The sequence below is a fragment of the Pigmentiphaga sp. YJ18 genome, from assembly GCF_038066655.1.
GTDB lineage: Bacteria > Pseudomonadota > Gammaproteobacteria > Burkholderiales > Burkholderiaceae_B > Pigmentiphaga.
In genome coordinates, this window is sequence record NZ_JBBUKU010000007.1 from 13,752 (window position 1) to 33,103 (window position 19,352).

Annotated in this window: 22 protein-coding genes; 15 read left to right on the forward strand and 7 right to left on the reverse strand. The window is 67.9% G+C overall.

Annotation, left to right across the window (positions count from 1 at the left end):
- The first annotated feature begins 37 nt into the window (after positions 1-37).
- On the forward strand, positions 38-250 hold the full coding sequence (locus WKR98_RS28330; protein WP_341435375.1) for a DUF3820 family protein: 213 nt from the start codon (positions 38-40) through the stop codon (positions 248-250).
- Between the two features lie 5 nt (positions 251-255).
- Here WKR98_RS28330 and WKR98_RS28335 read toward each other — a convergent pair whose 3' ends face one another.
- Complete coding sequence (locus tag WKR98_RS28335) at positions 256-939, reverse strand: GntR family transcriptional regulator (RefSeq protein WP_341435314.1); 684 nt, start codon at positions 937-939, stop codon at positions 256-258.
- A 221-nt stretch (positions 940-1,160) separates the two neighbouring features.
- Between WKR98_RS28335 and WKR98_RS28340 the strand changes: the two genes are divergently transcribed.
- From WKR98_RS28340 to WKR98_RS28360, 5 genes are read left to right on the forward strand one after another with little or no spacing between them, the layout of a single operon-like run.
- Positions 1,161-2,141, forward strand: a complete 981-nt coding sequence (locus tag WKR98_RS28340; RefSeq protein ID WP_341435315.1) for a Bug family tripartite tricarboxylate transporter substrate binding protein — start codon at positions 1,161-1,163, stop codon at positions 2,139-2,141.
- A 14-nt stretch (positions 2,142-2,155) separates the two neighbouring features.
- Entirely contained in the window at positions 2,156-2,770 is a 615-nt protein-coding gene (locus WKR98_RS28345) for an RraA family protein (RefSeq protein WP_341435316.1), read from the forward strand.
- Positions 2,771-2,802: 32 nt separating this feature from the next.
- Positions 2,803-4,068: a 3-isopropylmalate dehydratase large subunit gene (locus tag WKR98_RS28350; RefSeq protein WP_341435317.1), complete on the forward strand. Its 1,266-nt coding sequence runs from the start codon at positions 2,803-2,805 to the stop codon at positions 4,066-4,068.
- Positions 4,065-4,604, forward strand: a complete 540-nt coding sequence (locus WKR98_RS28355; RefSeq protein ID WP_124690026.1) for a hypothetical protein — start codon at positions 4,065-4,067, stop codon at positions 4,602-4,604. Before WKR98_RS28350 ends, WKR98_RS28355 begins: the two co-directional genes overlap by 4 nt.
- 31 nt (positions 4,605-4,635) lie before the next feature.
- A complete protein-coding gene (locus WKR98_RS28360) occupies positions 4,636-5,028 on the forward strand; it encodes a RidA family protein (protein ID WP_124690027.1) in 393 nt (130 codons plus the stop codon).
- 11 nt (positions 5,029-5,039) lie between these two features.
- On the opposite strand, the gene WKR98_RS28365 is transcribed toward WKR98_RS28360, so the two are convergent.
- A complete protein-coding gene (locus tag WKR98_RS28365) occupies positions 5,040-5,849 on the reverse strand; it encodes an aspartate dehydrogenase (RefSeq protein ID WP_124690028.1) in 810 nt (269 codons plus the stop codon).
- Positions 5,846-6,655: an IclR family transcriptional regulator gene (locus tag WKR98_RS28370; protein WP_202865541.1), complete on the reverse strand. Its 810-nt coding sequence runs from the start codon at positions 6,653-6,655 to the stop codon at positions 5,846-5,848. Before WKR98_RS28370 ends, WKR98_RS28365 begins: the two co-directional genes overlap by 4 nt.
- Before the next feature lie 166 nt (positions 6,656-6,821).
- Here WKR98_RS28370 and WKR98_RS28375 point away from each other — a divergent pair, with 166 nt between their 5' ends.
- The 5 genes from WKR98_RS28375 to WKR98_RS28395 are packed head-to-tail and all read left to right on the forward strand — an operon-like array spanning position 6,822 to position 11,994.
- The gene (locus WKR98_RS28375; RefSeq protein WP_341435318.1) at positions 6,822-7,856 is read left to right on the forward strand and encodes a TRAP transporter substrate-binding protein; all 1,035 of its coding nucleotides are present in this window, start codon (positions 6,822-6,824) and stop codon (positions 7,854-7,856) included.
- Positions 7,857-7,875: 19 nt separating this feature from the next.
- Complete coding sequence (locus WKR98_RS28380; RefSeq protein ID WP_202865543.1) at positions 7,876-8,367, forward strand: TRAP transporter small permease; 492 nt, start codon at positions 7,876-7,878, stop codon at positions 8,365-8,367.
- 13 nt (positions 8,368-8,380) lie between these two features.
- Complete coding sequence (locus tag WKR98_RS28385) at positions 8,381-9,685, forward strand: TRAP transporter large permease (RefSeq protein ID WP_124690030.1); 1,305 nt, start codon at positions 8,381-8,383, stop codon at positions 9,683-9,685.
- A 19-nt stretch (positions 9,686-9,704) separates the two neighbouring features.
- Positions 9,705-10,643 carry an alpha/beta fold hydrolase gene (locus WKR98_RS28390; RefSeq protein ID WP_124690031.1) on the forward strand — a complete coding sequence of 313 codons (939 nt, stop codon included), beginning with the start codon at positions 9,705-9,707 and terminating at the stop codon, positions 10,641-10,643.
- The gene (locus tag WKR98_RS28395; protein ID WP_341435319.1) at positions 10,636-11,994 is read left to right on the forward strand and encodes an amidase family protein; all 1,359 of its coding nucleotides are present in this window, start codon (positions 10,636-10,638) and stop codon (positions 11,992-11,994) included. Before WKR98_RS28390 ends, WKR98_RS28395 begins: the two co-directional genes overlap by 8 nt.
- Before the next feature lie 2 nt (positions 11,995-11,996).
- On the opposite strand, the gene WKR98_RS28400 is transcribed toward WKR98_RS28395, so the two are convergent.
- Entirely contained in the window at positions 11,997-12,311 is a 315-nt protein-coding gene (locus tag WKR98_RS28400) for a DUF962 domain-containing protein (protein ID WP_124690033.1), read from the reverse strand.
- A 105-nt stretch (positions 12,312-12,416) separates the two neighbouring features.
- Between WKR98_RS28400 and WKR98_RS28405 the strand changes: the two genes are divergently transcribed.
- Entirely contained in the window at positions 12,417-14,198 is a 1,782-nt protein-coding gene (locus WKR98_RS28405) for a hypothetical protein (RefSeq protein WP_341435320.1), read from the forward strand.
- The gene (locus WKR98_RS28410) at positions 14,198-14,782 is read left to right on the forward strand and encodes a hypothetical protein (protein ID WP_124690035.1); all 585 of its coding nucleotides are present in this window, start codon (positions 14,198-14,200) and stop codon (positions 14,780-14,782) included. Before WKR98_RS28405 ends, WKR98_RS28410 begins: the two co-directional genes overlap by 1 nt.
- A gap of 78 nt (positions 14,783-14,860) precedes the next feature.
- On the opposite strand, the gene WKR98_RS28415 is transcribed toward WKR98_RS28410, so the two are convergent.
- Both WKR98_RS28415 and WKR98_RS28420 read right to left on the reverse strand, forming a co-directional pair.
- Complete coding sequence (locus WKR98_RS28415) at positions 14,861-15,853, reverse strand: Bug family tripartite tricarboxylate transporter substrate binding protein (protein WP_124690036.1); 993 nt, start codon at positions 15,851-15,853, stop codon at positions 14,861-14,863.
- Positions 15,854-15,888: 35 nt separating this feature from the next.
- Positions 15,889-17,046, reverse strand: coding sequence for a hypothetical protein (locus WKR98_RS28420; RefSeq protein WP_124690037.1), 1,158 nt, complete (start codon positions 17,044-17,046; stop codon positions 15,889-15,891).
- A 157-nt stretch (positions 17,047-17,203) separates the two neighbouring features.
- Between WKR98_RS28420 and WKR98_RS28425 the strand changes: the two genes are divergently transcribed.
- Together WKR98_RS28425 and WKR98_RS28430 are read left to right on the forward strand one after the other, a co-directional pair.
- Positions 17,204-17,920, forward strand: coding sequence for a GntR family transcriptional regulator (locus tag WKR98_RS28425; protein ID WP_124690038.1), 717 nt, complete (start codon positions 17,204-17,206; stop codon positions 17,918-17,920).
- Between the two features lie 60 nt (positions 17,921-17,980).
- Positions 17,981-18,250 carry an oxidative damage protection protein gene (locus tag WKR98_RS28430; protein WP_124690039.1) on the forward strand — a complete coding sequence of 90 codons (270 nt, stop codon included), beginning with the start codon at positions 17,981-17,983 and terminating at the stop codon, positions 18,248-18,250.
- Between the two features lie 353 nt (positions 18,251-18,603).
- On the opposite strand, the gene phoU is transcribed toward WKR98_RS28430, so the two are convergent.
- Positions 18,604-19,305: a phosphate signaling complex protein PhoU gene (gene phoU / locus WKR98_RS28435; protein WP_124690040.1), complete on the reverse strand. Its 702-nt coding sequence runs from the start codon at positions 19,303-19,305 to the stop codon at positions 18,604-18,606.
- Between the last annotated feature and the right edge of the window lie 47 nt (positions 19,306-19,352).

Sequence of the window (19,352 nt, forward strand, 5' to 3'; positions counted from 1 at the left end):
CCACGAGGCCATCCTTGCCGCCACGCCGTCCCCTTCCATGAATCCCGAAGACCTGCAACGCCTGACGACGGTCGCCATGCCCTACGGCAAATACAAGGACAGGCTGATCGCCGACCTGCCCGGCCCCTACCTGGCCTGGTTCGCCCGCAAGGGCTTCCCGCCCGGCGAACTGGGGCGCCTGCTGGCGCTGATGCACGAGATCGACCACAACGGCCTGTCGCACCTGCTGGCGCCGTTGCGCCAGCGCTAGCGCGCTCACGACGACGCCCGCCGTTTCTGGAACAGTTCGAGCGCGTGCAGCCCGACGGCGCGGGCACGCTGGTTCTGAAGCACGATGGCCGCCTGCGCGGCTTCCGGGTCGCGCTCACGTATCGCGCCCAGAAGACGATGGAACTCATCCACGCTTTCCGCCGGCCGGTTCGGATGGTTCATCGATGACGCCCACAGGAACCCCAGACGCGCATTGATCTTGCGGATGAAGGCGGCAAGCGGCTCGTTGCGCGCCCCCGCGATGAAAGCCTCGAACAACTGATGCTTGGTCGCGCGTATGCGCGGCACGTCGCGCGAAACCAGCGCCTGCTCGAATTCGTCGATGCGCAGGGCGAAGGCGTCCATCTGTCCGGGCGTGCCACGCAACGCGAAACACGCCGCCGCCAATTTCTGCAGGGCCACCCGCACTTCATGAAGCTCCTGAAACTGGGCTTCATCGATCGCCCGCACGGCAGGTCCGCGATGCGGCGCCACTTCCAGCAAGCCTTCGCCGTCGAGTTGCCGGATGGCCTCGCGCATCGAGGGGCGGCTGGCGGCAAAACGCTCGCAAAGCTCCCGTTCGGTCAGCTTGTCACCCGGAAGATAGACCCCCTCGGTGATGGCATCGCGCAAACGGTCGGCCAGCTGCTGCCGGGCCGGATCGCCGGCCGGCATGGCGGTCTCGCTCAAGGCAACGATTTTTCGGTCCATGGGTCATGGTCGCGGCAACGGGAATTGCATTGTAACGACGCGGCCGGGCGGTCTTCCCATCCGGGCATTTTCATTGCCCCTCCAAAATTGTCTTACATTATTGAAAATTCACCCCATTTCATGGCATATTTTCGCCTATAAAAATAATATTTGTCATACAAAAAGGCGAACAGGCCTTCCAACCCTCGAGGAGACACACCATGCCGCTGCACTCTCGGCTCCTGGCTACGGCGCTTGCCCTGGCCGCCGCCCTCGCCGCCGCGCCCCAGGGCGCCAGCGCCCAGTCCTATCCGGCTCGCCCGGTGCGCATCATCGTTCCGCATGGCGCGGGCTCGTCGCCCGATACCATCACGCGCCTGATCGCCCAGCACCTGGGCGAGCGCCTCGGGCAACCGTTCGTGGTCGAGAACCGCGCGGGCGCCGGGGGGACCATAGGCCTGGGCGCCGCCGCCCGTGCCCCCGCGGACGGCTATACGCTGACCGTGGGCCACATCGGCACGCTCACCATCAACCCGAACGTGTACAGCAAGCTGCCCTACGACCCGGTCAAGGACTTCGCGCCCATCATGCTGTCGGCCCGCACGCCCCTGCTGGTCGTCGTTTCCGCGGAGTCACCCTACAAGTCGATCGCCGACGTCATCGCCGCCGCGAAGGCCGATCCCGGCAAGCTGACCTTCTCGTCGGCCGGCAACGGCACGGCCTCGCACATGTCGGGTGAATACTTCAAGACGCTGGCGGGCATCTCCATCACCCACGTGCCGTTCAAGACCGCGCCCGAAGCCCTGACCGGCGTCGCCAGCGGTGCCGTCACCCTGACCTTCGGCGGACAACCGCCGGCCTGGCCCATGGTCAAGGCGGGCAAGTTGCGCGCGCTGGCGCTCACCAGCGACCAACGGGTGGCCGAATTTCCCGACACGCCGGTGGTGGCCGAAACGCTGCCGGGCTACGAGATGTTCGACTGGAACGGCTTCATGGCGCCCGCGGGCACGCCCCCCGCCATCATCGGCACGCTGCACCAGGCCATCGCGGCCATTCTTGCCGAGCCGAACGTGGTGCGCCAGTTGCGCGGCCAGGGCCTCCTGCCCATGCCCAACACGCCGGAACAGTTCGCCCGCTTCATCGACGCGGAGCGAGGCAAGTGGGCACGCGTCGCCAAGGAAGTGAAGATTCAACTCGACTGAGGAACGTCATGGGAATGGATGTGGAACAACTCGTGGGCTTGCTGGCCTGCGCCTCCGCGGCCGCGGCCTATGAAGCCCTGGGCCGCCGCGGCGACCTGGATGCGTCCATCGCCGCGCAAGTGCAGGGGGCGGTCTGCGTCGGCCCGGCATACACCGTAAGCGCGCCGCCCCACCGCAGCGGATCGGCGAACCGGGCGCTGGACCTGGCGCCCCCCGGCTCCGTGCTGGTCATCGACACCGGCGCAGACCCGGACACGTGCGCACTGGGCGGCACCGGTTCGCTGGCCGCGCAGATGCGCGGACTGGCCGGCTGCGTCACCAACGGCCGCGTGCGCGACCTGGCCGAGATCCGCGCGCTGCGGTTCCCGGTATTCGCGCGCGGCGGCACGGTGCGCAGCAGCCGCAAGGACGGTACGGCCGAGTTCCAGATACCCGTGGCGATGGGCGGCCAGATCGTGCATCCGGGCGATCTGGTCTGCGCCGACGATGACGGCGTCGTCGTCATCGGCCGGCAGTATTTCGACACCTTCGCCGAGCGGCTGGCCGCCCGCCTGGCCTTCGAGCGCGACGCCGATGCCCAGGTGCGTGCCGGCGCCTCGTACGCGCAGGCCGTCAGCGGCCGGCCATGACCGGCCCCAAGCATGGAAGCTGCCACATGGGCATGACTCTCGTTGAAAAGATGCTGGCGCGCGCCAGCGGCAAGACTTCGGTCAGGCCGGGCGACATCGTGCTGCCCGAGCCCGAACTGGTCATCCTGCACGACGGCTACGTCGAGACCGCCTACAAGCAGTTGCACGACATCGGCTATCGCCGCGTCACGCATCCGGAGCGGGTGGTCTTCGTCACCGACCACCAGGTGGTCTACACCACGCCCGCCTCGATCCTGCGGGGCCGCGCCAACCGGCGCATCGCCGGAGAATGGCGCATCGGCCACTTCCACGATGCCGGCCAGGGCGGGCACGGCCACCTCTTTCCCATGGAAAGCGGCCTGGTCAGGCCCGGCATGTTCCTCTTCGCCTACGACATGCACTGCACGAACTTCGGCGCCATCGGGGCATTCGCGATGCGCGCGGGGCCCAACGTGGTGTCGGTGCTGGCCACGGGCACGACCTGGACCGTCGTGCCGCACACGCTGCGCGTCACGCTGGAGGGCGAGGCGCCGCCCGGCGTGCATCCCCGCGACGTCGGCTTCTGGCTGGCCCATCGGTTGACCTCGGGTGAACTGGGCGTCGAATTCGACTATCGCGTGGTCGAGTTCGGCGGCGCGTACTGCGACCGCCTGCCACTGTCGGGCCGCGTCGCGCTGTGCAATACCCTGACCGAGATCGGCGTGCTCAACATCCTGTTTCCGCCCATGTCGCCGCTGGGCTCGGCCCGCGACCCTAGCTGGCTGGAAAGCGACGACGACGCCCGGTTCGAACATACGCTCGTGCTGGACGTCTCGCACCTGGAGCCGCAAGTGGCCCTGCCGGGCGCCCCCGATCGGGCCGTGCCCGTCGGCGATACGCTGGGCGTCGCGATCGACCAGGCCTACCTGGGATCCTGCGGATCCGGCATGTATGAAGACTTCCAGGCCGCCGCCGACGTGCTTGCCGGCCACCGCGTGGCAAGCGGAGTGCGTTTCATCGTCGTGCCGGGCACGGTCGAGACGGCCGGGCGCATGGCGCGCGACGGCCTCACCCAGCGCTTCCTCGACGCCGGCGCCATCCTGCTCCCACCCGGCTGTGGTCCCTGCGCCGGCGGCGCCGGCGGGCCGCTGGCCTCCGGCGAAGTGTCGATCTCGACCGCCGCCACCAATGGCCAGGGCCGCATGGGCGCGAAGGATGCCCATTGCTACCTGGGCAGTCCGCTCACCGTGGCCGCATCCGCCGTCGCCGGCAGGATCGCCGATCCGCGCCCGGGCACATTGAGGAGTCCCCGTCGATGAACTGGATACAACGCGGCACCGCCCACGTGCTGGGCCATGACGTTCCCCACGACGGCGGAGTCATGGCGTTCGACATCGTGCTTTCCCGCAACACGAATCCCGACGAACTGATCCCGCATCTCTTCGCCGAACTCGATCCCGGCCTGGGCCGCCGCATCCGCCCAGGCGACCTGATCGTCGCCGGCCGCAACTTCCTGGCCGGCAAGGCGCACAACACCGGCATCATCGCCATGAAGGCGCTGGGCCTGGGCATCCTGTGCGAGTCCATGTCCGTGCGCGCCTTCCAGGGCGTGGTCGCGCTGGCCGTACCCGCGCTGGCCTCTTGCCACGGCATCGTGGATACGCTGTCCGACGGCGACGAAATCGAAGTGGACTACGCCAACGGCACCGTCACACGATGCGCCACCGGCGAGATGCACCGCTACCCGCCCCTGGCGCCCGAGATACGCGCCATGATCGGAAACGGCGGCATGCGCGGCGCGCTCCAGGCCCATCTGCGCGCGCACCCCGAACTCGGCCAACCCTACGCGGAGTAGACTACGGGCCTTTCCTTCCAGGCCCTCCACCATGCCCTTGCAAGCCCACTACGCCAAGACGCTGCCCAAGCCCCGCTTCCGCTACACCCCCTGCATCCAGGCCGGCCCCTACTACCAACTGGCCGGCATGATCGCGCTCGATGCCCAGAGCGGCCAGCTGGAAAGCGGCGGTGTCGCCGCGGAAACGGACAAGATCATGCGCAACATGCTGGCCGCCCTGCCCGAATACGGCCTGGCCCTGGACCAGCTCGTCATCGCCCGCATCTTCACCACCCGCTTCGATCAGTTCGCCGAGATCAACCGTGTCTGGGAAGGCTACTTCCCCGAAGGCGCGACCCCGCCCGCTCGCACCGCCATGGGCGTCGTGGCGCTGCCGCTGAACGCCACGGTGGAAATCGAGTTCTGCTTCTACCGCGAGGCCTGATCCGCCCGCCCTCAGCCTTGCAGCGCGAGCGCGTTGGGGCCGCCTTTCAGGTAGGCCAGGATGCTGCAGGCGGTGCTGGCCGAGGTCTTGGGATTGGCGGCGGAGGGTTCGGCCTGCGTGTCGAAGCGGAACTCGCCCAGCACGCCGCGCGCCTCGACCCGATGGCTGTTGCGCGTGGCGGCCGGATCCGCGATCAGCGTGACCCGGGTGGCGTCCAGCCCGGCTCCCGCCAGGGCGACGGTGGCCGCCACGTTGGCATTCTGCGGATAGCGCCGCGCGACCTCGCGGGCGCTGCCTTCGAACACGACGGCCGGTCCGGCCAGGGCCTGCAAGTCGCAGGCCTGTTCCGCCGGGGTGCCCAGCCACGCGCGCGGCGGCTTGATGCCGGTATAGCGGACCTCGACCGCGCCGGCGGCGCGGGCCGTCGCCAGCGCATCCAGGCCGCCGATGGCGCCGCTGATCAGATGCAGCCGGCAGCCGGCCCGGGCCGCTTCTTGCCTCAACGTCCGCAGCAGGCCGTCGTCGGCCAGCGCGCCGGCCGACACCAGCGCGAAATGGCGGCCGCTGCGCAGCACGTCGGCGCCGTATTGCGCCACGGCGCCCTGGCCCGCCGCCTCGATCACCAGGTCGACGTCCCTTGCCAGCGACGCGATGTCGCCCACCGGCTTGATCGAGGACGGTAGCGACGCCGACGCCTCGCCTTCCTTGCCCGCGCGCACGACGACGTTGCGTACGTCGGCGCAGGCATCGCCGGCCAGGGCATCCAGCAGGCCGCGGGCGATCCCGCCCAGTCCGATCACGGCTATGGTGGGTCGGGTCATTTGAGGTCCGCGTTCATCTGTTTGGAAAAAATCGCCGCGAGCTTGCTGGCGGCATCGAGCAGGGCGCGCTTCATCTTCTCGTCGTCGTAGCCCTGCATGCGCTGCGAGGGCCCGACGATGGACACCGAGAACATCACGCCGACCTGCGAAAGCGGTATGGGCGCGGCCACCGCGACCAGCCCGCGATCGATCTCCTCGCGGCAATAGGCGATGCCGGTCTTGCGGACCCGCCGCAATTCGTCCCGCAACAGCTGCGGCGAGGTAATGGTGCGGTCCGTCAGCGCCGGCAGCGGCTCGTCCAGCAGCGCCTCCCATTCCCGTTCGTCGCGGAAGGCCAGGATGGCCTTGGCCGAGGCCGCCGCATGGGGTGGCATGACGTGGCCCGGGTTGACGTAGCCGTGCCAGTCCTTGGGCGGCGTGGCCATGACGATGCTCTCGATGCGGTTGCCGCGCAGCATGCTCAGGAAAGCCGTTTCCTGGAACTGCTCGACCAGGCCGTACAGCACGGTATGGGCGACCGCCGCCATCTGGTCGGGCGAGATCGCCGTTCCCAGCAGCCGGCGCATGCGTCCGCCCAGGAGATAGGTGCGGCGCGCGTTGCCGGCCTCCGCCTCGAACGGCGGCTCGGCATCCAGGCAGCCGGCGCGGCACAGGCCGGCCAGCATCCGGTGCAGCGTGCCCTTGGGCATGTCCAGCGCGGCCTGTATCTCGCCGAACGCCAGTCCGGCGGGATGGCGGGCGACCAGTTCGATCACTTCCATCTGCCGTTCCAGCAGGAACCGGTTCTTGGACGACTCTTCTTCCACATCACCCCCCATGTGACCAGGCGAAATTTTGCCCGCAATGAAACGTCTTGACGAAATTACACCGAAACCTGCATTATGTTCCATATAACGATAGATTAGTTCCGAAAAACGGAACTTTTTTTGCCGAGCCAGACCGGCTCTCTTCATCGAACCAGTGGGGAACTCCATGCGTAAGAACCATGCTTTGAAGCCGCTCGTGGCCGCCGCCATGGCAGCCGCCGTCCTGGCCGGTCCGGCCCACGCCGCCGACAAGAAAGTCAGCCTGCGGCTGTCGCACAACCTGCCCACCACCAACCCCCTGCACTACGGCGTGCTGGTGCCGTGGGCGAAGTCGATCGAGAAGGACTCGGGCGGCAGCATCGCGATCCAGGTCTTCCCGGCGCAGCAGTTGGGCCCCGCCAAGGACCACTACAACCTGGCCCGCGACGGCATCGCCGACCTGGCCTTCTATCTGGTCGGCATCGAGCCGGGGCGCTTCCCCATCGTGACCGCCGCCGAAATGCCCTTCCTGGTGGCCGACACCGCCAAGGGCTCGCGCGCGCTGTACGAGTGGTACCAGCCCTACGCCAAGAAAGAGATGGCCGACGTCAAGGTCTGCACCATGTTCTACGACGGCGGCGGCACCATCCATTCCAAGAAGCGCATCGAAAGCCCCACCGACCTGGCCGGCCTGAAGATCCGCTCGCCCAACGTCATGGCGGCCAACTTCTACCGCCTGTCCGGCGCCTCGCCCGTCCAGCTGTCGGCCTCCGACGCGGCCGAGGCGGTCGAGCGCGGCGTGGTGGACGCGATCTCGTTCCCGTGGAACCTGCTGCAGGCGCTGGGCGCCGATCGCGCGCTGACCTATCACCTGGACATGAATTTCTATTCGCTGGGCACGGCCATCCTGATGAACAAGTCGTCGTACGGGAAACTGTCGGCCGACCAGAAGAAGGTCATAGACAACCACTGCAACGCCGACTGGGCCGAACGCCTGCCCATGCCCTGGTACAACTGGGAACAGGAAGGCCGCGCCGCGCTGCTGAAGAAGCCGGGCCACACGGTCTACACGATCTCGGACGCCAAGGTCGGCGAATGGAAGTCCATGGCCGCCAAGGTCCGCGCCGACTGGGAAGCCAGCGTCAAGAAGAACCGCGTCGACGGCGCCAAGGTGTTCGGCGAACTGCAGGACACGCTGAAGAAATACAACGCCGCCTACTGACCGTCCGACGAGCATCGCCATGAAACAACGTCTGCTTGCCTTCCTCGAGTTCGTGCCATCGGTACTGCTGTTGTTCATGGCGATACTCACGTCCGTGTCGGTGGCCTCGCGCTACCTCTTCGCCTACCCGCTTCCGGACGAGTACGAGATCTCGCGCCTGCTGCTGAGCGTGGTGGTGTGCTGGGGCATCGCGGCGGCCTTCCGTCACAACGACCACATCCAGCTCGATATCTTCTGGAGCGTGCTCGGCCCGCGCGCCAAGCGCACGCTGACCCGCATCGGCGCGGCGCTGTGCCTGTGCATCATCGGCGGCTTCGCCTACGCCCTGGGCACCAAGGTCGTCGACGTCTTCGAAGCGGGACTGCTGACCGTGGACCTGGAACTGCCGGTCTGGGGTTTCTACACGGCGGCCTGGCTGGGCACCCTGGCCTGCTTCTTCATCCTGCTCCAGCAAGTCATCGCTCCCCCGGAACCGGAGGCCCATGACGGCCACCCGGACGCCACGGTCTGAACGGACGTACACCATGATCGGCCCCAACCTCGCCATCCTCATCGGCTTCGGCTCCCTGCTTCTGCTCTGCCTGCTGCGCGTTCCCATCGGCCTGGCCATGGGCACGGCGGGCATCCTGGGCTTCGGCCTGATGACCGGCTTCGAGCCCGCCTTCAAGCTGCTGTCCCACTCCGTCATCTCCACGTTCTCCGACTACACCATGGGGCTGGTGCCGCTGTTCATCCTGATGGGCGCGGTGGCCGTGACCTCGGGCATGAGCGGGGAACTGTTCCGCGCAGCCCAGCTCTGGCTGGGCAACTTCCGCGGCGGACTGGCCGTGGCCACGGTGGCCTCGTGCGGCGGCTTCGCCGCCATCTGCGGCTCGTCGGCCGCCACCGCCGCCACCATGACCCGGGTCGCCCTGCCCGAAATGAAGAAGCACGGCTATTCGGAGCGGCTGGCCACGGGCGTGATCGCGGCCGGCGGCACGCTGGGCGTGCTGATCCCGCCCTCGATCGCGCTGGCCGTCTACGGCCTGCTGACCCAGCAAAGCGTGGGCCTGCTGTTCATGGCCGGCGTCGTGCCGGGCATCCTGGCCATCGCCATGTACATGCTGGTGGTCAAGGTATGGCTGGCCGTGCGCCCGCAGGATGCGCCGGTGGGCCAGCGGGCCGCGATGCGTGAACGCCTGTCCAGCCTGACGCGGCTCGGCCCCATCATGCTGCTCATCATGTTCGTCATCGGCGGCATCTACGGCGGCCTGTTCACGCCCACCGAGGCCGGCGCCGTGGGCGCCGCCGGCGCCATCGCCATCGTCGCGCTGGGCAAGCGCCTGTCCTGGAACACCTTGTTCTCGTCGCTGGCGGAAAGCGTACGCATGGGCGCGGCCATCCTGCTGATCATGGCGGGCGCCGTGCTGTTCGGCTACTTCCTGGCCGTGACCGAGACCCCGCAGAAAGCGGCGCAACTGCTCATCGACGCCAACCTGGGCCGCTACGGCACGCTGCTCGTGATCATCGGCATCATGCTGGTGCTGGGCTGCCTGATCGATGCGCTGGCGGTGGTGATCCTGATCGTGCCGCTGGTCTATCCCATCGTGATGCAGCTGGGCTTCGACCCGATCTGGTTTGGCGTGATCGTGACCATGTGCGTGGAGCTGGGCCTCATCACACCCCCCTTCGGGCTGAACGTGTTCGTGATCAAGGGCCTGTCCAAGCGGACCGACATCTGGACCATCTACAAGGGTGTCACGCCCTTCATCCTCGTGGACCTGCTGCGGATCGGCCTGCTGATCGCCTTCCCCAGCCTGGTGCTGTTCCTTCCCGACATGGCGCGCTAAGCGCGTACTAGACGTACCCATGACCATGAAGATTGAGCCGCGCAACGGCCGACTGGTGCGCGTGCGCACCACCCAGCACGTCGAACTGACCGGATTCCTCGCGCCCGCCCCCACGGCGGACGCGCCCCTGCTGATCAGCCTGCACGGCCTGAGCGGCAACTTCGACACGAGCTTCACCTACGACTTCCTGCAAAGTCCCGACCTGGCCGGCATCCACCTGCTGTCCATCGGCTGCAGCGGACACGGGAACATCGCCATGTCGCGGGTCGGCGCCGAGCCGGCCTACAAGCTGACCGGCTCCGCGTTCGAATACTTCGACGACTGCATTCCCGACCTGGCGGCGTGGATGGATTTCGCCGCACGGTCGCACGGCGGCCCCATCGTCCTGATGGGCCACTCGCTGGGCGCATCGAAAATCCTGCGCTATGCCGCGGCAACCGGCGACGCGCGCGTGCGCGGCCTGGTGCTGGCCTCCGCCGCCGACCTGCGCGGCGCCTTCTTCGCCCTGCACGGCGAGGACCAGGCCGCGGCCTTCCTGGCCCAGGCCCGGCAACTGGTGGATGCCGGCCAGGGCCGCGTGCTGATGGGGGAAGACTGTGTCCTGGGCCTGCTGCGGCAGCGCATCTCGGCGCAGACCCTGCTGGACCGTTTCGAGGAAGGCCGGCCCGCCGATACTTTCGACTTCCACGGCCGCCGCTCGTCCCAGGCCTTCCGGGATCTCTCGGCGGTAACGGCGCCTATCCTGTCGCTGTACGGATCCGAAGGCGAGATCGTCGGCACCGCCGGCGTGCGCGGCGCGATCGAGCTGCTGCGTGGCCATGCGACATCCGCGCTATCGTTCTCGTCAGCCGTGCTGGGCGGCAACCATTGGTACGCCGGCCACGAGATCGAGGCCGCCGCCGTCATCGCCAACTGGCTGGCCGGACACGTCCAGGACACGAAGGAACACCATGACTGACGCACGGGGAATCGCCGCACTGGCCCAGGGCTACGCCCAGGGCAGCCTGGATCCGGTGGAGGTCGCGAGCCAGGCGCTGGACCAGGCCCGCGCCCCCGGCATGGACGCGGTCTTCATCACGCTGCTGGAAGCGCGCGCCCTGGACGAGGCCCGCGCCAGCCAGGCCCGCTGGCGCGAGGGCCGGCCGCTGGGGCCGCTGGATGGCGTGCCCCTGGCCTGGAAGGACCTGTTCGACATAGCGGGCACCGTCACCACCTGCGCGTCGGACACGCGCCGGCAAGCTGCCCCCGCCGACGACGACGCACCCGCCGTGCGCGCGCTGGCCGCCGCCGGCATGGTCAGCGTGGGCAAGACCAACCTGAGCGAGTTCGCCTTCTCCGGGCTGGGCATCAACCTGCATTTCGGCACGCCGCCCAACCCGTACGACGCCGCGTTCCCGCGCATCCCCGGCGGCTCGTCGTCGGGATCCGCGGTGGCGGTCGCCCGGCAGGTCGTCCCCTGCGCCATGGGCACCGACACCTCGGGTTCGATCCGGGTGCCGGCGGCCCTGAACGGACTGGTCGGATGGAAGCCCAGTTCGGCCCGCTACGATCAGCGCGGCGTCTTTCCTCTGGCGCCCTCGCTCGACAGCATCGGCCCCCTGGTCCAGACCGTGGCCGATGCCTGCCTGATCGACGATGCCCTGCTGGGCCGCGCGCCCACCCTGCGGACCGGCGCCGACCGCCCCGCCGCACGGCTGGTGATTCCCTCCGGCATCGTCATGAGCGAACTCGAACCGGGCGTGGCCGCGGCGTTCGAGGACACGGCCGAGCGCCTGGCCACGCGCGGCTTCATCGTCGAACGCCGGGCCGTCCCCGTGCTGGACCTGACCCATCACCTGTTCGCCACCTTCGGCACGCTGGTGGGCGTCGAGGCGGCCGCCGTGCACCGCGAACTGCTGGATGATCCGGCCGCGCTGGCCCGCGTCGATGCCCGCATCGTCCAGCGGCTGCGGCTGGGGCAGGCCCTTCCCGCGCAAAACCGGCAGGCCTTGCGCGACAACCGACCCCTGCTGGTGGCCGCCATGGCCGCTGCCCTGGCTCCCGGCGAAGCGCTGCTGTTCCCCACCGTGCCCATGGCGGCCCCGCCCATCGCGGCGCTGGCGGCCGATCCGGCCTGGTTCGCGCAATGCAATGCGCGCGTGCTGCGCAACACCATGATAGGCAGCTACCTGGACATGCCCACGCTCGCCCTGCCCTGCGGCACCGACGGCGCGGGCCTGCCCGCCGGCATGAGCCTGGCCATGGCGACCGGCCGCGACGAAGCCCTGCTGGCGCTCGGCCTTGCCGTCGAACGCGAATTGGCGGCCTAGGGTCACCACTTCCGGCGGCCGGCCAGCGTTTCGGCCAGCAGCCGGAAATCGCCCCGCAGCGACCACCAGGGATGGGTGAACGTGGCGGGGCGGTTCTTCTCGAAGAAGAAATGCCCGGTCCAGGCCAGGCCGTACCCACAGGCCAGCGCGGCCACGAGCAGCCAGGGCTGGCGCAGCCCGGCCGCCAGCAGCACCAGGATCAGGGCCAGGCTCGTGCCCACGACGTGCAGGCGCCGGGAAACCGGGTGAGCGTGTTCCCCCAGGTAGAACCGGTAGAACTCGTCGAAAGTGCGATAACGCCGCGCGGGTCCATGCATTTTTCCGCCCTTCCCGAGAATACCTAGAAATGAGTAATGCCCTTCTTGCGTCACGCCGTATATCATTCTGTAACTGAATTCCAATTCCATGGGGGAATCGCACAGATGAGAATACTCGCCGAAAAGGGGCAATCGACCGCGCCCTCGGCCCGGTCCGGGCATCATGGCATGCGCCAGGGCCGGACGGCCGTGGCCGTAATGCTGTTGTCGGCCGTGCTGGCCGCCTGCGGCGGCGGCAGCGGAGCCAAGCCGGAACCCGAAGCCGGCAAGGTATCCGGCGCCGTCACCTACGACTTCGTGCCGGCCGTCCGGTCCAAGGGTCTGGACTACGCCGCTGCCCGCGCCCTGCCCGTGCGCGGCGCGGTGGTGGAAGCCTTCAGCGCGACCGAGATCCTGGGCAGCACCGTGACCGATGCCCAGGGCAAGTATTCCCTCGTGCTGCCTCCGGGCCGCGAGGTCAAGATACGGGTGCAGGCGCGCCTCTTGCGCGAAAGCAAGGAAGGCGCCTGGAGCGTGGCGATACGCGACAACACCAAGCCGGGCTACACGGCGGTTCCCACCAACGCGCCCATCTATGCCATGGAAAGCAAGTCGCTGTCCGTCCCCCAGGAAGGCGTGGTCCTCGACCTGCACGCGGCGTCGGGCTGGACCGGCAGCAACGCCGCGGGCAAGTACGCCAGCGCCCGCGCCGCCGCGCCGTTCTCGGTGCTCGACCAGGCCTATGGCGCCATGCAGCGCTTCCTGGCCATCGCGCCGGACCTGAATTTCCCCCACCTGAACATCTACTGGAGCGAAAACAACGCGCCGTCCGAAGGCGAGCCCAAGAACGGCGACATCGGCACCAGTCACTTCAATCCGGAAGGCCCCGCCCCCGGCCTGTACATCCTGGGCAAGGCCGACGTCGACACCGACGAATACGACACCGGCGTGCTGGTCCATGAATGGGGCCATTACTTCGAGGGCCGGATCTCCCGCTCGGACTCGGTGGGCGGCGCGCACGGCGAAGGCGACAAGCTCGACATGCGCGTGTCCTGGGGCGAAGGCTGGGGCAACGGACTGGCCGGCATCGTACGCAACGATCCCATCTACATCGACACCTCGGGCCAGAAGCAGCAGGACAGCTTCTTCTTCGACGTCAGCGCCCTGCCCGCACCGCCCAACGATGCTGCCTGGTACAACGAAGCGGCCATGCAGTATTTCATCTACCAGCTCGCGCAACTGCCCGGCGGCTTCGAGACCACGATCTCCATCCTGCGCAACGAGCAGAAGCTCACGCCGGCCTTCACCAGCATCTTCCCGTTCGGTACCGCCCTGGCCAAGCGCCTGACCGACGCCACCGTGATCGGCAAGGTGAACACGCTGCTGACCTCGGTCGGCACGCCCACGCTGGACGAGCTGGACGACTGGGGCGGCCCCGCGTCCTATACGATTCCGACCGTGCCGGCCGAGATCGCCAAGCCCTACGTCCGCTTCGATGCGCCCGCCGCCGGAGCCCCCGCCGCCACGCAGCAGGTATGCGTATCCAACATGCTGGGCGGGGAATACAACAAGCTGGACCAGGGCCGCTTCCTGCGGCTCGACGTGCCGAGCGCGGGCACCTACCGGCTGAGCGCGGCGCTGATCTCGCCCCCGGCTCTCGTGACCAAGGCTCACTTGTGGCTGTCGCGCCAGGGTGTAAAGATCCAGGAAGACGACGAAGCGGTCGAGGGTGCGCTGGAAGCCGGCACCTATACCGCCTTCCTGGTGGATACTGCCCTGACCAGCGGCGACGACGATGAGGACGAGGAAGGCAGTTCCGCGCCCGCCCCCGGCCCCACCCCGGTCCCCGCCAACACCCGTGTCTGCTACCAGGTGAGTCTCGAACGTACTTCCGCAGGAGCTCTGTAATGCGCCCGCCTCTGAACATCTCCGCCGTGCGCGCTCGCGCGCCGCGCGCCGCCGTCACCCGCCTGGCCGTCCTGCTGGCGGCCGCCCTTCCCATTCTTCCCGCCTGCGCCCATGAAGCCCGGCAGGCGCCCGCCGCGACGGCCGCGGCTACCGGCGCCAACGCCTTCGTGGCACGGCCCGGCAAGCCCGGCGACGTCGTTGCCGTCTCGGTCCGCGCTCCGTCGGCGCCGCTGGCCACCGGCCCCACCTCCGTGGGCCTGTCGCTGCGCGGATCGCCGGGCGTGACCCAGGTGGAACTGAAGTATGGCGTCGAAGGCGCGGTGCGCGTGGACGCGGCCTCGCCCACCGTCGTCCCGCTGGATGCCCAGCGGCGCGCCGTCGTCGAGGTGCCCGTCACCGTGCTGGGCACGGGCGTGCACTACCTGAACGTGTACGTCACGGCCAACGGGCGGCATAGTGCCTTCTCGGTACGCCTGGACGCCGGCCAGGCCGCCACCCAGAACCGCAAGCAGTCCGCGCCCGACCAGGGCGGCTTCGTCGTGCTGCCGGCGCAGGAAACCCGTTCCGGCGGGACCGCGCAATAGCCTGGCCTGCGGGCGGCGCATCCGCGCCGCCCCTCCCGCGCGCCGGCCGGGCGCCATGCCCGGCCGGCCGCGCAACGCTCAATCCACCTGCACGCCCAGCATCTTCGCAAGCTCGCCCTGGCGCCGGTATTCCTTATGCACGAAATCGGCGAACTCGCGGCGGGTCATCGGCGAGTTGATCGAACCGCGCTCCTCCATGGAACGCTCGAACGCCGGATCGCTCAACACCGCGTTCACCGCCTGGTGCAGGCGATCCAGCCTTTCGGGCGGCGTCCCCTTGGGCACGAACAGGCCATCCCAGGCGAACAGCTCATACCCGGGCACCCCGCTCTCGGACAGCGTGGGCGCCTCCGGCAGCGTGGGAATGCGCTGCGGCGTCGACACCGCCAGCACCTTGATCTGCTTGCTCTTGGCCAGCGGCACCAGGTACGGCGCCACGTCGATCATGAAGGACACGCGGCCCGACCGCACGTCGGTCGATGCCGGCGCGCCGCCCTTGTAGGGCACGTGCGTGAGGTCGATCTTCGCCATCTGCTGCAGCAGGCCACAGGCCATGTGCGAGGCCGTGCCATTGCCCGCCGAGGCGCAGGTCAGTTCACCCGGATGCTTCTTCGCGTAGCCGATCAGTTCCTGCGTGGAATTGAACGGCGAATCGGGGCTGACGAACATCACCATCGAGATGACCGAAAAGCGCGCGACCGGTTCGAAATCGTCCGGGGCATAGCCCACCGACTTGTACAGCCAGTGGTTGGTCGCCATCGTGCCGTTCGTGCCGAACACCACCGTCTGCCCGTCCGGGGCGGCACGGGCGCCGGCGGCCGTGCCGATATTGCCGCCCGCTCCGGCCCGGTTGTCGATGATGATGGGCTGGCGCAGCTGCTTTTCCATTTCCCGGGCGTACAGCCTGGCCAGCGTATCGCCTCCGCCGCCCGCGACGAAAGGCACGATCATGGTCAGCGGACGCTGGGGCCAGTCGGAAGCGCCGGCCGCTGCGGCACCCGACACCATCGCGCCCAGCAGGGCCAGGGTGCCGAGGATGCGGGCCGGCTTCCCGTTCTTTTTCACATGCATGCTTGTCTCCTGTTGTGTTTTCGGATCTGGCCCGGTCAATCCACGCCGGCCTCGAGCAACTCGACCGGATCACCGTAGCGGGCGGCGATCCCCACAACCTCGGGATCGCGCAGCGCACACAGGAAGCCCTGGTCGATCAGGGTGTTGGGCCCCGCCGTGACGGTGGCGTCCAGGCAGACCAGGTCCATGTGCACGGGCGGCTCTTCCCAGTCGGGCAGCACGCGCCGGATGTAGTCGCTCGGCTTGGCCAGGTCGATGCCGAAATGCAGCGCGCCCGGCGCGTTCGAACCGGCGGGATAAATCGTGTGGCGCGGCGCCTTCGGATTGAAGCCGCAGCCGCCGCCCTCGATCATCCGGCCGCCCACCAGCATGTCGCGCAGGATGTCCGCTTCCTTGGAACCGCCTTCGACCGCGCTGACGTACTCGCCCTCGAAACGCACGGCGATGCGTTCCTCGAAGGGCCGGGCGAAGCCCACGGCCCACTGCGGATAGATCACGCCCGACATCGGCGTCTTGACGGCATGGTCGTTGCGCACCGACGTCCGGTCCCACAGGTTGGGACCATGGGTGGGCAGGTAGTGCACGTAGCAGCCGGGCTCCTCGGCCGTCGTCACGCCGCGCCAGCGGTTCGACGACAGCATCGTGTCGCGCGTTTCCGGCGTGAAGCCGATGCGGAAATCGGTCCCGCGCGCATCGGTGAAATGCAGGTCGAAATCCTGGCCTTGAGGATAGCGGCCAGCCGTGGCCCGGCACAGCGCCCCGACGATCTCGCTCGGGAAACGCGCCTGGGGCGTATGCAGCAGGTCGAGATTGCGGAAATAGGTGATCTTCACCCAGCGCTGTCCCTTCTTGCGCATCGCGATGCAGAACGGATCCTCGATCGAACAGAACCACGTGGACACGACGAAGTCCGCCTGCTCCAGCAAACCTTTCACCGGTTCCGGCACCTCGGTCACGCGCGAGTCGGGCTCGGTATAGACGCGCACCTGCGCGCCACGCGCCTTGGCCAGCCCCACCACCGCATCGACCACACGGGTGTCGAGCAACTGGTCGGTCAACATCAGCACGCGTTCGCCCGGACGGATGGCGAACACCTTGGCGAAATTGTCCAGCGCCTGGAAGAAATGCTTGGTCTGTACGACCGAGTCGGCCAGCGCAGGCGGCAGGCCCACGAAGGCGGAAGATGGAATCATGGCTTCCTCTTACTTAGAGCTATAATTAAATTGCGTGCAAATTATTGGATAAAACGATTTTTTCTTCAATATAAATCTAATTTTGCATGCAAATAATCGTTTGTCGGGCATAGCGGTTACTATCCTCCGACACAGGACACCCATGCTCTACCGGTAGATGGCCACACAAATACACACGGTCGCAGGCGAACTGCGCCGACGCATCATGTCCGGCGCCTACCCGCCCGGCGAACGTCTGGTCGAACTGCAGCTCGCGGCGGACCTGGGCGTCTCGCGCACGCCTATCCGCCTCGCGTTCGAGGAACTGGTCAAGGAAGGCCTGCTGGAGCGGCTGCCTACCCGGGGTTTCCGGGTCAAGGCCGTGGACCTGGACGACCTCGCCAACGCCCTGGACGTGCGCGGCACGCTGGAAGGCATGGCGGCACGGCTGGTGGCCGAGCAAGGCGCGCCTGCGGAAGTGGCGCAAGCGCTACGCGACTGCGTGGAAGAAGGCTGGAACCTGCTGGAGGACGCGGCCGCCGACGGCTATCGCGTGGAAACGCCCCGTTGGTCCGCCATGAACGAGAAATTCCACGCGGTGCTGATCCAGGCCGCCGGCAACCCGCCGCTGGCCAGCGCGCTGGCGCACGTCTCGCAGATCCCGCTGGTGGGCGCAGCCGTGCTGGGCCTGGGCCTGGACGACACCATGCCGCAGCCCGAATACGCCTACATCCATCGCGCCCAACAGGACCACGACGACATCGTCGCGGCCATCGAACTGGGCGAAGGCGCGCGCGCCGAAGGCCTGATGCGCGAACACGTGCGCCGCAGCCGCGACAACAAGCGCCGCATCTACCAGCTCCGCATCGACGCCCTGCGCCGCGCGGCCAGGTAAGGACACGGCGCGGCCGCTACAATAGAGCCCATTGCAAACTATCGCGGAACAGGTGGTCACATGGCTCGCATGATCTATTGCGTCAAGCTCAAGAAAGAAGCCGAAGGTCTGGACTTCCCCCCCTACCCGGGCGAACTCGGCACCAAGATCTGGCAAAGCATTTCCAAAGAGGCCTGGCAAGAGTGGGTCCAGACCCAGACCCGCCTCGTCAACGAAAACCGCCTGAACCTGGCCGACGCCCGCGCCCGCAAGTACCTGCAACAGCAAATGCAGCGTTATTTGTTCGAAGACGGCAACGTGGAAGCCCAGGGCTACGTCCCGCCGAATTAAGCCCCCCCGTACTAAGCCCCCCCTACGCGCTTCGCGCGCCCCCCAGGGGGCGATGCGGGTGGACTGGCGGAGCCGGATCCACCGCATCCTGGGGTAACAACGGACTGGCGGGGACTGGCGATACTGCCTGGCAGCCGCTTGGATTCAAAAAAACGGCCTTGCATAGGATGCAAGGCCGCTCTTGTATTCGCGATCGGTTCAGGCCCAGGGCGCAGCGGATCCGGCTTTGCCGGTCCGCCAGCGCCGCCCCTTGAGGGGCGCGGCCATGGCCGCGTGGGGTGGGCTTCCCTTCCGGTCCACCCGCATCGCCCCCTTGGGGGGCGCCCGAAGGGCGTAGGGGGGGGTCTACCCCACTACCCCGCAGCAGCTTCCCGTTCGACGTTGTCCACGCCCGTGTGGCGCACGTCGCGGCCCTTGACCATGTAGACCACGAGTTCGCACATGTTCTTGGCGTGGTCGCCGATGCGTTCGAGCGCCTTGGCGATGAACAGCAGCTCGATCGAACGCGAGATCTTGCGCGGGTCTTCGATCATGTAGGTGATCAGCTGGCGGATCACCCCTTGCCACTCCGAGTCCACCGACTTGTCCTGGCGGACGACCTGGGCCGCGGCCTGCGCGTCCAGGCGGGCGAAGGCGTCCAGGGCCTTGCGCAGCATCGTGACCACGGTATTGGCCATGTGCCAGAGCTCGACGGCGGGCATGTTGACGCGGCCGGCCTCGTGGATGAGCTTGGCCATGCGGGCGATCTTCTCGGCCTCGTCGCCGGCGCGCTCCATGTCGGTGATCATCTTGATCACCGTGATGATCATGCGCAGGTCGCCGGCGGTGGGCTGGCGGCGGGCCAGGATGTGGCTGCACGCCTCGTCCAGGTCCACCTCGAAGCGGTTGACCTCGGTATCGCGCACGATCACGCGCTCCAGCGCGGCAAGATCGCCGTTGGCCAAGCCGTCGATGGCGCCGGTGATCTGGGACTCGACCAGGCCTCCCATCTGCAGGAAGCGCGACCGGACCTCCTCGAGTTCGGCGTCGTATTGTTTGTGGGTATGTTCAGTCATGCCGGCTCCCAGCGGAAGAACAATGGGCCTGGCCGTTTGTGCCCCGG

Bases quoted from the DNA above. Each gene is read 5' to 3' on its own strand.
- WKR98_RS28330 (WP_341435375.1), top strand. From the start codon at position 38: ATGAATCCCGAAGACCTGCAACGCCTGACGACGGTCGCCATGCCCTAC.
- WKR98_RS28340 (WP_341435315.1), top strand. From the start codon at position 1,161: ATGCCGCTGCACTCTCGGCTCCTGGCTACGGCGCTTGCCCTGGCCGCC.
- WKR98_RS28345 (WP_341435316.1), top strand. From the start codon at position 2,156: ATGGATGTGGAACAACTCGTGGGCTTGCTGGCCTGCGCCTCCGCGGCC.
- WKR98_RS28350 (WP_341435317.1), top strand. From the start codon at position 2,803: ATGACTCTCGTTGAAAAGATGCTGGCGCGCGCCAGCGGCAAGACTTCG.
- WKR98_RS28355 (WP_124690026.1), top strand. From the start codon at position 4,065: ATGAACTGGATACAACGCGGCACCGCCCACGTGCTGGGCCATGACGTT.
- WKR98_RS28360 (WP_124690027.1), top strand. From the start codon at position 4,636: ATGCCCTTGCAAGCCCACTACGCCAAGACGCTGCCCAAGCCCCGCTTC.
- WKR98_RS28365 (WP_124690028.1), bottom strand. From the start codon at position 5,849: ATGACCCGACCCACCATAGCCGTGATCGGACTGGGCGGGATCGCCCGC.
- WKR98_RS28375 (WP_341435318.1), top strand. From the start codon at position 6,822: ATGCGTAAGAACCATGCTTTGAAGCCGCTCGTGGCCGCCGCCATGGCA.
- WKR98_RS28380 (WP_202865543.1), top strand. From the start codon at position 7,876: ATGAAACAACGTCTGCTTGCCTTCCTCGAGTTCGTGCCATCGGTACTG.
- WKR98_RS28385 (WP_124690030.1), top strand. From the start codon at position 8,381: ATGATCGGCCCCAACCTCGCCATCCTCATCGGCTTCGGCTCCCTGCTT.
- WKR98_RS28390 (WP_124690031.1), top strand. From the start codon at position 9,705: ATGACCATGAAGATTGAGCCGCGCAACGGCCGACTGGTGCGCGTGCGC.
- WKR98_RS28395 (WP_341435319.1), top strand. From the start codon at position 10,636: ATGACTGACGCACGGGGAATCGCCGCACTGGCCCAGGGCTACGCCCAG.
- WKR98_RS28400 (WP_124690033.1), bottom strand. From the start codon at position 12,311: ATGCATGGACCCGCGCGGCGTTATCGCACTTTCGACGAGTTCTACCGG.
- WKR98_RS28405 (WP_341435320.1), top strand. From the start codon at position 12,417: ATGAGAATACTCGCCGAAAAGGGGCAATCGACCGCGCCCTCGGCCCGG.
- WKR98_RS28410 (WP_124690035.1), top strand. From the start codon at position 14,198: ATGCGCCCGCCTCTGAACATCTCCGCCGTGCGCGCTCGCGCGCCGCGC.
- WKR98_RS28415 (WP_124690036.1), bottom strand. From the start codon at position 15,853: ATGCATGTGAAAAAGAACGGGAAGCCGGCCCGCATCCTCGGCACCCTG.
- WKR98_RS28420 (WP_124690037.1), bottom strand. From the start codon at position 17,046: ATGATTCCATCTTCCGCCTTCGTGGGCCTGCCGCCTGCGCTGGCCGAC.
- WKR98_RS28425 (WP_124690038.1), top strand. From the start codon at position 17,204: ATGGCCACACAAATACACACGGTCGCAGGCGAACTGCGCCGACGCATC.
- WKR98_RS28430 (WP_124690039.1), top strand. From the start codon at position 17,981: ATGGCTCGCATGATCTATTGCGTCAAGCTCAAGAAAGAAGCCGAAGGT.
- phoU (WP_124690040.1), bottom strand. From the start codon at position 19,305: ATGACTGAACATACCCACAAACAATACGACGCCGAACTCGAGGAGGTC.